General features: G+C 44.2%; 14 protein-coding genes. All 14 read left to right on the plus strand.

Annotation, left to right across the window (positions count from 1 at the left end; translation table 11 throughout):
- The first annotated feature begins 5 nt into the window (after positions 1-5).
- Positions 6-899: an ABC transporter permease gene (locus tag AC58U0_RS34450; RefSeq protein ID WP_497383214.1), complete on the plus strand. Its 894-nt coding sequence runs from the start codon at positions 6-8 to the stop codon at positions 897-899.
- A gap of 17 nt (positions 900-916) precedes the next feature.
- Positions 917-2,956 carry an ABC transporter ATP-binding protein gene (locus AC58U0_RS34455; protein WP_497383216.1) on the plus strand — a complete coding sequence of 680 codons (2,040 nt, stop codon included), beginning with the start codon at positions 917-919 and terminating at the stop codon, positions 2,954-2,956.
- A gap of 156 nt (positions 2,957-3,112) precedes the next feature.
- Complete coding sequence (locus AC58U0_RS34460) at positions 3,113-3,982, plus strand: transporter substrate-binding domain-containing protein (protein WP_497383217.1); 870 nt, start codon at positions 3,113-3,115, stop codon at positions 3,980-3,982.
- Positions 3,983-4,681, plus strand: a complete 699-nt coding sequence (locus AC58U0_RS34465; RefSeq protein ID WP_497383218.1) for an amino acid ABC transporter permease — start codon at positions 3,983-3,985, stop codon at positions 4,679-4,681.
- 8 nt (positions 4,682-4,689) lie between these two features.
- Complete coding sequence (locus AC58U0_RS34470) at positions 4,690-5,400, plus strand: amino acid ABC transporter permease (RefSeq protein ID WP_497383219.1); 711 nt, start codon at positions 4,690-4,692, stop codon at positions 5,398-5,400.
- A gap of 50 nt (positions 5,401-5,450) precedes the next feature.
- Positions 5,451-6,611: an N-methyl-L-tryptophan oxidase gene (gene solA / locus AC58U0_RS34475; RefSeq protein ID WP_497383220.1), complete on the plus strand. Its 1,161-nt coding sequence runs from the start codon at positions 5,451-5,453 to the stop codon at positions 6,609-6,611.
- 13 nt (positions 6,612-6,624) lie between these two features.
- On the plus strand, positions 6,625-7,122 hold the full coding sequence (locus AC58U0_RS34480; protein ID WP_497383221.1) for a GNAT family N-acetyltransferase: 498 nt from the start codon (positions 6,625-6,627) through the stop codon (positions 7,120-7,122).
- Between the two features lie 90 nt (positions 7,123-7,212).
- Positions 7,213-8,220: an LLM class flavin-dependent oxidoreductase gene (locus AC58U0_RS34485; RefSeq protein ID WP_497383222.1), complete on the plus strand. Its 1,008-nt coding sequence runs from the start codon at positions 7,213-7,215 to the stop codon at positions 8,218-8,220.
- Between the two features lie 192 nt (positions 8,221-8,412).
- On the plus strand, positions 8,413-9,951 hold the full coding sequence (locus AC58U0_RS34490) for a spore germination protein (RefSeq protein ID WP_497383224.1): 1,539 nt from the start codon (positions 8,413-8,415) through the stop codon (positions 9,949-9,951).
- Positions 9,948-11,048 (plus strand): GerAB/ArcD/ProY family transporter, encoded by a 1,101-nt coding sequence (locus AC58U0_RS34495; RefSeq protein ID WP_497383225.1) that lies wholly within the window; start codon positions 9,948-9,950, stop codon positions 11,046-11,048. Before AC58U0_RS34490 ends, AC58U0_RS34495 begins: the two co-directional genes overlap by 4 nt.
- A complete protein-coding gene (locus tag AC58U0_RS34500; RefSeq protein WP_497383226.1) occupies positions 11,045-12,166 on the plus strand; it encodes a Ger(x)C family spore germination protein in 1,122 nt (373 codons plus the stop codon). Before AC58U0_RS34495 ends, AC58U0_RS34500 begins: the two co-directional genes overlap by 4 nt.
- A 26-nt stretch (positions 12,167-12,192) precedes the next feature.
- Positions 12,193-13,293, plus strand: a complete 1,101-nt coding sequence (locus AC58U0_RS34505) for a GerAB/ArcD/ProY family transporter (RefSeq protein ID WP_497383227.1) — start codon at positions 12,193-12,195, stop codon at positions 13,291-13,293.
- Positions 13,290-14,414 (plus strand): Ger(x)C family spore germination protein, encoded by a 1,125-nt coding sequence (locus AC58U0_RS34510; protein WP_497383228.1) that lies wholly within the window; start codon positions 13,290-13,292, stop codon positions 14,412-14,414. The genes AC58U0_RS34505 and AC58U0_RS34510 overlap by 4 nt, the downstream gene beginning before the upstream one ends.
- A 111-nt stretch (positions 14,415-14,525) precedes the next feature.
- Positions 14,526-14,747, plus strand: coding sequence for a hypothetical protein (locus tag AC58U0_RS34515; RefSeq protein WP_497383229.1), 222 nt, complete (start codon positions 14,526-14,528; stop codon positions 14,745-14,747).
- Positions 14,748-15,042 lie beyond the last annotated feature (295 nt).

Below are 15,042 nucleotides of genomic sequence, written 5' to 3' on the forward strand. Positions count from 1 at the left end.
TGGGTATGAAAGAAGTGGTTTCCACAAGGGCTATTTGGCAGAGACGTAAATGGCATCTACAATCTCCGAAAGCATCTAGTAAAATTAGCGCCACGGAAATACTCGTTTATTTAGCGGCTATCGTGACTTTGTTTATGATAGGTTCTGCACTTTTTCCGCAATGGATTGCTCCTTATGCCCCTACGGCGATGCTCACCGATCAAATTCTGAGCGCGCCAAGTAAAGCTCATTTGTTTGGTACGGACTATTTTGGCCGAGATGTCTTTAGTGTTGTCGTGTATGGGAGTCGTGACTCCTTATTCATTGGATTTGCTTCTGTACTAGCAGGAGGTTTAATAGGCGGACTCATTGGTGCGGTAGCTGGATATATCGGTGGTGTTATCGATACGATCTTCATGCGGATCATTGATGTTCTGATGACTATTCCCGGAATCCTATTAGCGTTAGCCATAGCTGCCGCTCTTGGTCCTCATTTATTCAATCTTATCTTTGCAGTTGCAGCAGCGTCCATTCCACAATATGCGAGGGTCATGCGCGGTCAGATTCTGAGCATCAAGAATCGCTCCTTCATTACAGCTTCGCGATCGATAGGTGCATCTAATGTGCGAATATTTTTCCGCCATGTCTTGACGAATGCTTGGTCGCCTCTCTTGGTTATGTCTACGATTGGTCTGGGATCATCGATCTTGGTTGGAGCAGGGCTAAGCTTCCTTGGACTGGGGGTGCTCAAAGAGATTCCTGATTGGGGGACACTCTTATCACAGGGAAGAGGCTATCTGACGGTGGCATGGTGGATATGTACGTTTCCAGGACTAGCGATCACCTTATTTGTATTATCGGTTAATTTAATTGGAGATAGACTGCGCGACTCCATGGATCCAAAGCAGAAAAGGGCATAGCAAGGGGGCGGCGCAAATTGAAACAACTGCTTGAGATTGAGAATTTAAGTGTGCAATTTACAACGAATAAAGGATCGTTCACAGCAATTCAAGACGTTACTCTGAACATTGGTACAGGAGAAACTGTCTGTTTAGTGGGAGAATCCGGCAGTGGCAAATCGGTGACTTCCAAATCCGTCATGCGCTTAATTGATTATGAGAATGGTGTAATTTCCGGCGGTCAAATCGTGCTGGATGGTGATGATTTGGCCACTTTGTCACAGAAAGAGCTTCGGGCATTACGTGGGAAGAAGATGGCGATGGTGTTTCAAGAGCCAATGGCTGCTTTTGATCCGGTGTTTACAATTGGCAGTCAAATCACGGAGGTTATCATTCAGCATAAACAGGGCAATCGAGAACAAGCCTGGGAGCGTGCCGTTCATTTATTGAAGCGTGTCGGCATTCCTGAGCCTGAAATCCGGATGAACCAATACCCCGGCGAGCTGTCTGGGGGAATGCTGCAGCGGGCAATGATTGCCATGGCTCTTTCTTGTAATCCACAGCTGCTGATTGCGGATGAACCCACAACGGCGCTTGATGTGACGATTCAAGCGCAAATTCTTCACCTGCTGCAGGAGCTTAAAGATGAGTTTAACATGTCGATTCTCCTGATTACACATGATATGGGGATTGCGGCTGAGATGGCTGATCGCATTATCGTGATGTATGCAGGGCAGATCGTGGAACAGGCAACCGTTCAGCAGTTGTTCACGAAACCCCATCATCCTTATACACGAGGGTTGCTTCGTTCGATTACTACGATGGATAGTGATCGTACTTCCCGATTATTCTCCATTGAAGGAACGATACCTCATTTATCGGATCTCCCTACAGGATGTCGGTTTCATCCTCGGTGTCCTTTTGCGACGGATCGTTGTAAGAATGATAGTCCGCCTCTTCAATCTGTGAATGGACGGCTAGCCGCTTGTTGGTATTCAGAGGATTTAGTCAAACTCGAAGATTGGCAGCAGCATGTAGCACCAACGGATACGGCTATTAAATCTGGTAAGCATGATCTGACCATTCCTGAGTTAGGAGAACAGGAGACAGCTACAGAGAAGCTTTTCGAGGTAAAAGGGCTAAGTAAATTTTACCCAATAGGGAAGGGGGCGTTTAACCGTTCAAAGGCCTATATTCGCGCTGTTGACGACGTGTCATTCTCGATTAAGAAAGGTGAGACCTTCGGTTTAGTCGGCGAATCCGGCAGTGGTAAGTCTACTTTAGGCAGAGTGCTGCTGCAGCTGGAGAGAGCGACGGAAGGAAAGGTTCTATTCGAAGGGAAGGATTTATCCGAGCTTTCGGCCAAAGGACTGCAGGGAGCACGTCGTGATATGCAAATCATTTTCCAAGATCCGTACGGTTCAGTGAATCCGCGTTGGAAAGTTGGCGATATTATCGGCGAACCTTTCGATGTACATGAATCATTAAGCAATGCAGAAAAGCGCGCTAAGGTGGAAGAACTATTAGAACTAGTTGGTTTGAATCGCTCCATGTATGATCGATTCCCTCATGAGTTCTCGGGTGGTCAGAGGCAGAGAATTGGTATCGCCAGAGCCATAGCACTTCATCCCAAATTCATTCTTGCCGATGAAGCGGTATCTGCGCTTGACGTATCCGTACAGGCACAAATTGTTAATTTAATGCAGGATTTGCAGAGAAAATTGGGGTTAACGTACTTATTTATCGCCCATGGCTTAAATATTGTGCGCCATTTATCGGATCGTATTGGTGTGATGTATTTAGGAAAGCTGGTTGAAATTGCGCCAAGTGAAGAGCTGTTCCTTCATCCATCCCATCACTACACGAAGGGACTGCTATCCTCCATACCTTCACCTGATCCCACGAGGAAAAGAGAATGGTTTGCGATCGAAGGAGAAATTCCATCCCCTGCGAATCCGCCATCCGGCTGCCGATTCCACACCAGGTGTCCCGCAGCAAAGGCAAGGTGCAGGGAGGAGCAGCCGGAGCTGCTCCAATTGCGGGAAGGTCATTGGACGGCCTGTCATTATCCTCTGTAATACCCTCTGTAATATATAAAGAATATTCGTCATGGCATGTCTTCACTTCAACGGGAATAAATACCCCGTATTCTTTTCGGATAAAAACATAGTTAAAACGTAGGAATAGTCATATATAAATAAGTCTAATAGATAGCACTCAGGAGGCATTTAATCATGAAAAAATTAACGGTACTTTCATCCCTTATTCTTACGGCTGCATTCGCAGCAGGATGTGGAGCTCAAACTAAAACGGCCAGCACGACACCATCCACCGGGGCCGCAGCCACAGCCGCTGGTACAACAGCACCTGCAGCTCAAGCAACAGCAGCGCCAAAAGCGGTTAAAAAAATTGTGGTGGGAACAGGTACACAATTCCCGAACATTTGCTTTATTGACGATAAGGGCAACCTTACGGGTTATGATGTAGAGCTTGTCAAAGAAATCGATAAGCGGCTTCCCGAGTATGAATTTGAGCTCAAAACGATGGAGTTCAAGAACCTTTTGCTGAGCTTAGAGACGAATAAAATCGACTTCATTGCTCACCAAATGGAAGTGAATGAGGAAAGAAAGCAGAAATTCCTATTCAATGATGAAGCCTATAATATTTTCCCGAACAAAATTATCGTTCACAAAGACAACAATACCGTTAAATCCATTGATGATCTTAAAGGTAAGAAGTTATTGGTAACCGCAACAAGCAACGCGGCTGTACTGGCTGAAAAATATAATAAAGAACACAACACCGGTATTAATATCGTTTATACAGGTGCAGGCGAGGATGCAAAATCACTCATTAAGCAAGGTCGTGCGGATGCCTCGATTAGTACGCAGTTTGCGATTGATTTCGTTAATAAATCGGTAGATGCGCAGCTAAAAACAGTCGGAGAGCCGCTGTCCAACTCCAAAGTTTACTTCATTTTACGCAAGGATCAAGAAGAGCTGAAAAAGAAGATTGACGAAGCCGTGAAAGCCATCAAAGCAGATGGAACACTCGGTAAATTAAGTACGCAGTGGCTGGGAGCCGACTATACCGTGGGTAGCTAGATGGGGAAATCATTCGATATTACGCTTGTTGCGGAGTTTCTGCCGAAGCTGCTCTACTACTTGCCTTTAACCCTTCTCATTCTTGTGGCATCACTTGCATTAGGTCTTGTGCTGGGTACACTGATTGCCCTAACTCGCTTATATCGTATTCCGGTGCTTAGCCAACTATCCATCGTGTACGTATCATTTATTCGTGGAACGCCGATTTTGATCCAATTATTCCTTGTTTTCTATGGCTTGCCCATGCTGCTCGAGATTATCGATATCAATATATCTCGATGGGATCCGATCTATTTTGTGATTATTACCTATGGCCTTAGTATTGCTGCTTTCAAATCTGAAAACATCCGGGCGGCTGTCAATGCCGTCGATCGTGGCCAGACCGAAGCTGCTTATGCGGTAGGCATGACCGGTAAACAATCCTTTTCTCGCATCGTTGCGCCCCAAGCTTTACTTATTGCCTTCCCTAACTTTGCAAATTCGGTGATTGGTTTTCTCAAAGATACGTCGCTGGCTTTCTCGATTGGGGTCATGGATATGATGGGGCGTGGGCAAACATTAATTGCGGCTACGGCGCATACGTTGGAAGTTTATATCAGTTTAACGATCATTTATTACGTAACTGTACTTATTTTGGAAAAAGTTTTTAAAGTGACGGAGTTCAGGCTGCAAAGGCATGAGCGTCCATTAGCGGGGTGAGTGAGGACATGAAAATCGATATTGTTTTTATTTATACGGCCTTTTTCCAAATATTAAAGGCATTACCGTTAACCTTGGTGCTGACCTTCATCCCGCTTGTTATCGGCTTCGGCATCGGTTTATTAACGGCTTTCGCTCGTATCTACAAAGTGAAATATGTACATCGTCTCCTAGATTTCTACGTATCCTTTCTACGCGGGACGCCGATTCTGCTTCATATTTTTGTTATCTACTTTGGGCTGCCGCTCGTCATTGATCGGTTGTCTGCGTATTATGGATGGGGTTTCAAATCGTCATCGATTCCTTCTCTGCTTATCGTGTTGACGGCATTTTCTATAACAGCCGGTGCTTATATGTCGGAGATCATTCGATCCGGCATCTTATCGGTTGATCGAGGTCAAATCGAGGCCGCCCATGCCATTGGCATGACAACGCCTCAAGCGATTTGGCGAATCGTAGCGCCTCAAGCGATTGGCGTTATTTTACCCAATTTGTGCAATATTTTCGTTGGATTCCTGCATACGTCATCCTTGGCCTTCACCGTGTCTCAGATGGAGCTCCTTGGCAAAGCAAGCGTTGTTGCTTCAGTAAGCTTAAAATTTCTCGAGGCATATATTGCCGCAGCCTTTATTTACTGGGGGTTGACCTTGTTAGCAGAAAGACTCACTTCATTTTTGGAGAAAAAAGTTACGGTCTATAATCGAGGAGGAGTCCTATGATTCGGTTAACGACTACGCGCAGCGATTGTATGAAAAAGGAAGTGTGACTTATGCCAACCTCATATGATGTCATTGTTATAGGCGCAGGCTCGATGGGCATGAGCGCTGGATACCATTTGGCCCAAAATAAGGTGAAAGTATTATTAATTGATAAATTTGATCCGCCCCATGCGGCAGGCAGTCATCATGGGGAGACTCGCCTTATCCGTCATGCATACGCAGGCAGTTCCACCTACACGGCAATGGCAATTAGAGCCGACAGGCTGTGGAAGGAGCTTGAGGAAGCCAGCGGACAACGGCTGCTTGTGCGCAGCGGAGTTCTGAACATGGGAGATGCCAAGTCCCTTCATATGGGGAGCAAATTAAAGTCTTCTGCTGCTTTTGGGCTAAAAGTTGATCAGCTCTCCGCGGATGAAATTCGTAAACGTTGGCCGGGCTTAAATCCGCCAGAATCTTACATAGGTTTGTATGAACAGGAAGCGGGGTTTCTGTACAGTGAAGCTTGCGTACGCGCCTATCGCCAACAGGCGTTGGCCACAGGTGCAAGACTACTGGTCAACACACAAGTAGCAGGCATCAAAATAGGAAAGAACGGCGTTACTGTACAAACACTAGATGGGGCTTATCACGCAGATCAGTTAATTCTATCTGCCGGCGCATGGTTTAGTAAGTTAAATGCGATTATTCAGCTGCCGATTCGCTCCGTTCGTAAAGCTGTCGCTTGGTTCAAATCAGATGAATCTCTCTATGATTCGGCTAGGTTTCCAGGGTTTACATTGGGTGCGGAAAATGGCGGGTTCTATGGCTTCCCTAGCATCGACGGTTCCGGTGTCAAGATTGGTCGGCATGATGCCGGTCAGCCTTGGAAGCCAGGGCAGCCCTTCGAACCGTTCGGTCAATATGCCGAGGATGAGAAGGATCTGCGGCAAGCCTTGGAAGCCTTTCTGCCACAAGCTGCGGGTCAAGTGCTTCGGGGAGCCGTTTGTAAATATGAATTAACTCCTGATGAACATTTTATTATCGATCGTCATCCGGAACATGCTCATGTCCTATTGGCGGGCGGTTTCTCAGGCCATGGCTTTAAGTTCGCAAGTGTAGTTGGAGAGATCTTATCAGATCTTTCAAGGGAAGGCACAACCGAGCAAGAGATCTCATCTTTTGCTTTATCCAGGTTCTCGGCTAACGCAGACCTTGCTGCGCATATCAACTAGGAAGGTGACCTATATGAGTGAGATTTATCGATTGGCGACAATTGAAGATGCAGAAGAACAATTCAAAGTCATTGATGGCGCCTATGAGTCAATTCGTGAATTAGGAATTACATTTAGAGCCGCGAATGCGGACATCGACATGATTCGTGAGAACCTTTTAGAAAATACAAGCTATGTATTGGAAATTGACGGCTCTATTGCAGCAACCATTTCTTTGAAAAATTTGCCAGAACTGACCGATCTGCCTTTTTTGTATTGGTTTGCTGTGTTACCTGAATTCAAATATCAAGGTGTCGGCAATCGGCTTCTGACTTATGTGGAAGAGGTCATCGTCAGAGACACCTTGTTGTCATCCGGTGTTGTCCTTGCAACGTCGAAGAATCATCCTTGGCTGCTTCCGATGTATGAACGTAAAGGTTATCAAGCCTTTCACGAAAGGCCGCTAGGTGAAACGGATACATTAGTCTTTCTGAAGAAGACTTTATTCGATCAAGTTCAACTTGCCCAATAAGTAGATGCGTAAAGACAGTCGGGAGTCATTCCGGCTGTTCTTTGCTATTCTGTGCATAAATATGTTACAGTTAAAAGGAGGTGATCGAGCATGTTAAAATTGGGGATTTTGGACCAATCACAAATAGGAGAAGGTCGCAACGCCGCGCAAACGCTGGTTGAAACGACTGAGCTGGCGCAAGAGGCAGATAAACTTGGGTATACGCGTTACTGGGTGTCGGAGCATCATGCTTCTGAGGCGCTTGCTCACTCAAGCCCAGAAGTACTTATCGCTCATTTAGCTGCAAAAACGAATCGGATCCGCTTAGGGTCAGGCGGTATCATGATGCCGCATTACAGTGCATACAAAGTAGCAGAAAATTTCCGTTTGTTGGAGGCGCTGCATCCTGGAAGGATTGACGTTGGTCTTGGACGTGCGCCAGGCGGCATGCCAATCTCAACGCGAGCGCTGCAAGAGGGGAAATACACGAGCGTAGATCAATACCCGCAGCAAGTTGCTGATTTGACAGGGTATTTATATGATTCGCTGCCTGCGAGCCATCGCTTTGCCGCGCTGCACGCGTCTCCAATTATTCCGACAGCACCAGAAATTTGGCTGCTTGGTTCTTCTTATGACAGTGCCAGTATTGCTGCTAAACAAGGGGCTGCATTTGGTTTTGCCCAGTTTTTTGGCAATGCCGATTGTGAACAAGCGCTGCAGATTTACCGCGAGGAATTCAAACCGTCTATTTTGAATGATAAACCTCATTCGCTTGCAGCGGTTTTAGTTGTCTGCGCAGATACGGAAGAAGAGGCGAACGTACTTGCGACGAGTACGGATTTATTCTTTCTCTCCCTTGGCCGCGGCGCGCTGCTGCCCTCATTCCCTTCCGTCGAAACGGCTATGAATTATCCGTATACAGAAGCTGATTTGGCCCTAATACGCGGTCGCCAACACAAGCGTATTGTGGGTACTCCTCAGAAAGTAAAAGCGGAAATTCTCAAGCTGAATGAGGCGTATAAAGCTGACGAGTTTATGGTCGTCTCTCCGATTCATGATGCGGATGCGCGCATTCATTCTTATCGTTTATTAGCCAATGCGTTTGAGCTGCAAGGGTAAATGTTAGCGTAAAGTGTGGACGTATGGAAATAGGCTCAATCTTGTAAATCAGAGCAGCACACCGATTAACGGTGGCTGCTTTTTTCTATTGGCTCGTATTCTTCATTCTTTTTCATTAGCGTACATCCTTTGTCATCAATACATAATTTTGGATATTAAAAGAAAGAATAGGGATGAGGGTGGTGAAGTTCGTTGCTATTTTCAAACTGGTTCGGAAGGAAGAAGTATCGTTCGGTTCCAGAGCAAATTAATCAGCCGCCTGGCGACTCGATAAGTGCTTCGTTGGCGCAAAATATAACCTATTTACATAGTCAGTTCAGTCAAACTCCCGATCTGGTTGTGCGGCATTTTATGATCAAAGAGTCTGGTGACCAAGCTGCGCTAGTCTATTTGGTTGGACTCATAGATAAAAATGCAATCAATAATAATGTCCTTCGGCCGCTTCAATTTGAAACAGGAAGCGGCGATTCGGAATTTGGCTTTACGATAAATGTAGGTCAAATCGATCCGTTGAAATCTTGGCACCAAATTGAATCTGCCATTTTGCATGGCAGCAGTATTCTCTTTGTTGGCGGACGAACGGAAGTCTATGCGTTAGGAACGCAAGGGTGGCCGCAGAGAGCAATTGAAGATCCACAAATTGAGGCTTCTTTAAAAGGAGCACATCAAGGCTTTGTTGAAACAGGAAGCCAAAATATTGCTTTAATCCGTCGCTATATTCAAAACCGTGAATTGAAAATTAGAGAAATGACCGTTGGACAAAGAGGGAACAGTTTAGTTTCGATCTTATATTTAGAAGATGTTGCGAATCCAGAGATGTTGACTGAACTGGAAGAGAGGATTCAACAGCTTGATGTCGATGTCATCATTAACACAGGTGAGTTGGCAGAAATGATCGAGGACAATCCGTATTCCCCATTCCCGCAATTTATAACGACGGAAAGACCAGATGCTGTGGCTTCACAAATATTGCAAGGAAGATTTGCTGTTGTCGTCGATCGTTCGCCGAGTGTGTTGATCGCACCGGTGTCTTTTATTTCGTTTTTTCAGAACGTCGATGATTACAGTACACGCTGGTCGATTGCTACTTTTATACGACTATTGCGGATTTTCGCCTTCTTCGTTGCCATTTTCTTACCGGCCTTCTACATTGCCGTCATCTCCTATAATTTCGAGATCATCCCGGTAAAATTACTGCTCACGATTGGTGAGTTCAGAGGAAGGGTGCCGTTTCCACCATTTGTAGAAGCGATCCTCATGGAGGTGACTTTAGAAATGATGCGGGAGGCAGGTGTGCGATTACCCGCTCCGGTGGGGCAAACGGTTGGAATTGTTGGGGGGATCGTCATTGGGCAAGCCATTGTGCAAGCAGGACTCATCAGCAATATCATGGTGATCGTCGTTGCTTTTACGGCTATTGCCTCCTTTATCTTGCCAAATTATGATATGGTGGCAGCCGTTCGGCTTATCCGTTTCGTCATGATGATAGCGGCAGCTATGTTCGGCATTGTGGGCATCGTTATTGGTTTGATGACGATGATTGGACATTTAATTGCACTCGAATCACTTGGAACGCCGTACGGCACCCCTTTCGCGCCGGTTCGTTATTCCGATTGGAAAGATACGTTCATTCGTTTACCATTGTGGAAAATGGGCAAGCGACCACTAGGCGTAAGAGCGACCCAATTGCGGAGGCAAGGCGAAAATCGTCCAAAGGGTGATGAGAAATGAAGAGATATCTATTTAATGAAATCACCACTATGCAGTATATATGCCTTAATTCCGGCATTCAAATGAGTGTTTTCTTTCTGGCGATGCCGCGAATATTGGCGGAAAAGGCAGGCACAGATGGCTGGATCGCGCTCATCATAGGCTGGGTCATCACGGTTGCAGCAAGCTTAATTGTTATTCAGGTGATGAAAAAGCACCCTGATGGCACATTATTTGATCTGCTTACACGATATTTGGGGAAATGGACAGCTAGGGTGGCAGCTAGTTTATTTGCCCTCTATCTTTTTTATTACGCTTACACAGGGATTGCCCAGGCTGTATTGATTACGAAGGCATGGCTGCTGCCGCAAACGTCGGCATCTATAGTCATGCTTTTGCTGCTCATCCCAACCTATGTAATAACGCGCAATGGACTTCGTATCTTGGCTAGATATGCGGAGCTCGTTTTTATAATCTCTTGTTGGATACCTTTTGTTTATCTTCTTCCGCTCAAGGATGCTCACTGGCTGAATTTGCTTCCCTTATTAAAAGAAGGATGGAAGCCTGTAATATCGGCTGTACCTACAACGTTTTTTTCTTATATTGGATTTGCTACAACGTTTATTTTGTATCCTTATTTGAAGAACAAACAGAAGGCTTCCAGTATCATTATGATCTCCGATACATTGACAATGTTCGCGTATTTGTTCATTACGTTAATCTGCTTTGTCTATTACAGCCCGGATGAAATTCAGAAATATAATGAACCCATGGTCAATATTTTGGAATCCATTGAGTTTAAGTTCATAGAACGGATGGAAATACTGTTTATCGCGTTTTTTTTACTCATTTTTTCATTAGCATGGATACCTGCTATGTACTTAGGAGTTTATAGTACTAGCTGGCTACTCGGAAAGCAGGATCACCGAAATCATTTTCGAATACTCTGGTTGTTTCTTGTTGTGGGCACGTTTTTTTTCATGCCAACTTTTAATCAAAGTGATCGTATGAATGAGTTTCTTAGAAAGATTGGTTTTGGAATCGAGTATGTATTTCCTAGCTGTTTGCTCGTTTATTTATGGATGCATAATCGTTTTAAGTGGAGGAAGAACTTATGAACAAGCGGATGTTTCAGATATTACTCATCTTCGTGCTTGCGGTTCTTGTTGCTGGTTGCAGTGATCGGTTGGATATGGAAGATGCCACATTCGCCCTATTAATAGGATTTGATCTCGATCAAGAAAACAAATTGTTGCTTTACAGTACATCACCAGTATTCAGTCAAAGTGCTGAGAAGAAAACGCGTGAAATTGGGGTGACCCCACAAACGAATCGTCAGTCGAGAGAGAAACAGGACAGTTATGCGCCGGGCGTTTTCCAGGGCAGAAGTATTCAAGTCATACTGGTCTCCAAACGAATACTACAGCAAAAAAACTGGTTTCAATTAACGGATATTTGGTTTCGCGATCCCAAAAACCCGTTAACTTCCAGGGTTATTGCCTTCGATGGACCTATTTCTGAAATTATTCACTTAAATCCGAAAAACCAACCCATGCTGCCTTTATTACTTAGGGATATGGTCGAAACGAAGTATAGCCGATCGGAAACGGTAAAGACGACTTTGCAGGAGCTGCACAATCAAATGCGCGAAAAGGGTCAAACTCCCTACATTTCCGAAGTTCGCTTGCTGAATAAACAAATTGCGATGACGGGCATAACGCTACTGGATAATAAAGGAAACTTTGCTGATTCTCTGAACATTCAGGAAAGTATTCTACTGCAAATTTTGCAAAATAGGACAAAGCGGGCGGTTAGTTTGACACTTCCCATTCCCGGACAAGTGAAGATCGGGCCGTTCCACACAGATAAATTAAGTCTAAATGCTGAAAAAATAAAAACGAAAGTCAAAACTTCCTATCAAAATGACAAGTTTCAATTCGATATCCATATTACCATGCGCGTTGGTCTTACAGAGCTGTTGTTTCCTTACGATGTGCGAAGTCAAGGAAAAGAATTGGAGAATCAGATTACTGTTCAAGTACAAAAGCAGTTGGAAGGCCTCATACAGAAAATACAAGCGGATAAAATTGATCCGATTGGGCTTGGGCTTTACGCTCGGGCGCATAAATATAGCCATTTCAAGCAAGTGGAAGACAATTGGGGTGAAACGTTAGCCAAAGCTGACATTCATGTATCCGCGAAGACAATCATAGGAGCTATGGGGACAGTGAAGTAAACGCCTTACTCGGAGGGGGACAGCATGTGAAAAAATATGGCTTTAATGAAATCACTTTCATGCAGTATATCTTTCTCAACTTTGGTATGGTATTGAGCATCGGTTTTTTGTCGCTGCCCCGCGTATTAGCCGAAAAGGCAGGTACGTCTGGCTGGATTTCTCTTATTGTCGTTTGGGTTATTTCCATGGCAGCGAGTTTAATCGTCGTACAAGTGATGAAAAGGTATCCTGACGGGACTTTGCTAGATTTAGTGACGGTGTATTTGGGTAAAGGGACAGGCAAAGTTGTGGCCATCCTATTTGCCCTTTATCTCTGTTACTACGGATACACGGGGCTTGTATATACCGTATTGATTATTAAACAATATCTTTTGCAGCAGACTCCAGCTTATATCATTATGCTTCTGCTGCTCATTCCTACTTATGTCATTGTGCGAAACGGACTTCGCATTTTGGGCAGATATGTGGAATTGGTTATGCTTCTATCTTTATGGATTCCTATTGTGTATTTACTTCCGCTTAAGGATGCCCATTGGCTGCGGCTGTTTCCTGTACTTAAGGAAGGATGGGAGCCTGTATTCGCGGCGGTACCGAGCACTTTTTATTATCATATCGGATTCTCAACCACGTTTATCTTGTATCCGTTTCTCAAAAATAAGCGGATGGCTTCCATCGGTCTTGTTATCTCGTATACACTGACAATGCTTATGTATCTATTCATTACCATTATCTGTTTCGGCTACTTCAGCTCAGATGAAATTATGGAATACAACGAACCTACGATCAACGTATTGAAAACGATCGAGTTTACATTTATATCAAGGATCGAAGTCATATTTATCGCGTTTTATCTTCTTATCTTTTCATTGTCTTGGATACCTACGATGTACATGAGTGTTTTTTGTACAACTTGGCTAATGGGAAAGCAAGACCACCGTAATCATTTACGGCTGCTATGGGTGTTCATTGCCGTAGGCACGTTTTTCTTTATGCCTACTGTTTTTCAGAGTGAAATGATGAATACTTTACTTGGTCAGATCGGTTTTGGTGTTGAGTACATAGCCCCTGTTTGTTTACTTTTATATGTAAGTGTACATGATCGATTTAGGTGGAGGAAGCACTTATGAACAAGCGGATGCTGAATGTTATATTCATCTTCTTGCTTGTTTCTTTCGTCCCTGGATGCAAAGATCGGGTGGATTTGGAAAATTCTACAAATAATCTCGCCTTAGGGGTGGATTTAGATAATGAAGACAACTTACTTTTTTATTTGCATAATCCCGTGTACGGCAGAGGTATTAAGAATGAAAATCTAATACTCAAAGTAAAGTCGCAAACGGTTCGACAGGCAAGGGGAAAACAGGATGAACGAGCACCAGGTGTAATTACAGGTAGAAAGGTTCAGGTCATGCTTATCGGAAAGCGCATCCTCGAGCACGAAGATTGGTTCCAGATGCTTGATGTCTTCTTTCGCGATATGAAAAATCCATTAACACCAAGGATCATCGCTGTTAATGGACCTATTTCCGACATTATGTACTTAAATCCGAAAGATCAACCCATTTTACCCTTAATGCTTCGGGGGATGATTGATACGAAGAGTGCTAGATCGGAGACGGTACAAACAACGCTGCAGAATCTGCATTGGCAAATGTTTGAAAAAGGGGTGACACCCTATATCTCAGAAATTCAGTTGGACAAAGCCAAACGGATCATGCTAACTGGCGCAACGCTGCTGGATCATAAAGGGAAATATAAAGCTTCTCTGGACAAAGAGGAAACCATTTTACTTCAATTATTGAATAAAAACGCAAAGAAGTCTGTTAGCTTAACACTTACGATTCCTGGGCGTGAAAAGAGTGGTCCCATCCAAACAGACCATGTAAGTATTATGGTTCAAAGCATGAAAAGGAAGGTTAAGACTTCATACCAACAGAATAAGTTTAGGTTCGATATCCATATTACAATGCCAGTTGATCTTACTGAACTTTTGTTCCCTTTTGATGTGCGAAAGAATGGCAAAGAGTTAGAGGGATTGATTTCTGAACAAGTGAAAAAGAAATTCGACAACCTCATCAAGAAGATACAGGAGCAGCAAATTGATCCTCTCGGGCTTGGTCTCAACGCACGGGCTTATGAATATAGAAAATACAAGAAAGTAGAGGATCATTGGGGAGAAGCGCTATCAAAGGCTGACATTCATATTTCCGTTAAGGTAAATATACGAAGCATGGGGCCTTTGAAGTGAATGGACTAGGAGTTGGTACTCCGCTTTGAAAGATAGTCGAATGGATTGGAAGTAAAAATTTGCGTTTTTCTTCTTATGCCTTTACACTTAAAACAAAAATGGAGTGGTGAAATGAGTAAAGGTAAAGTTTGGAACAAGGGTAAGCGCAACGGGGGTGGCGGACCCGCGCCAGGAACGGGTTATAAGGAAAAGCTCGCGGCCACCATGCAAGCGGAAGGTAAACCAGTTGAAATAATCGATCTTAAGAATCCGATTAATCAGGTTCAACGCATGAATCGTGAGAATTGGGTCGAGAGACCCGTTCGTGTTAATCGTGAACAACCTAAAAATTAAAGCAGATAAGCCAATCCAGACACTTTATGAGAGTTGGGTGGGCTTATTTTTTTGTTTCGAGTCAGGCGGGAGTGGAGCTTACCCATTGCTCGGAAGATGAAGATAGGGATTCGGTTCGAGTGAGAGGGTGGATTTCCAGTTTACAGTAGATGTGGGGAATAGGGTAGAGAATTGTTGTACAGCGGAGTCAATTTCATAATGCAATTTGCCCCAGGTAATACCCGCCGAAAATTGCGGTATTATTTTTTAAAATTAGCTCGCTTGCTTAACAATCCCAATTTGTTGGTTCATCCGA

The sequence above is a fragment of the Paenibacillus sp. J31P190 genome (assembly GCF_059692075.1).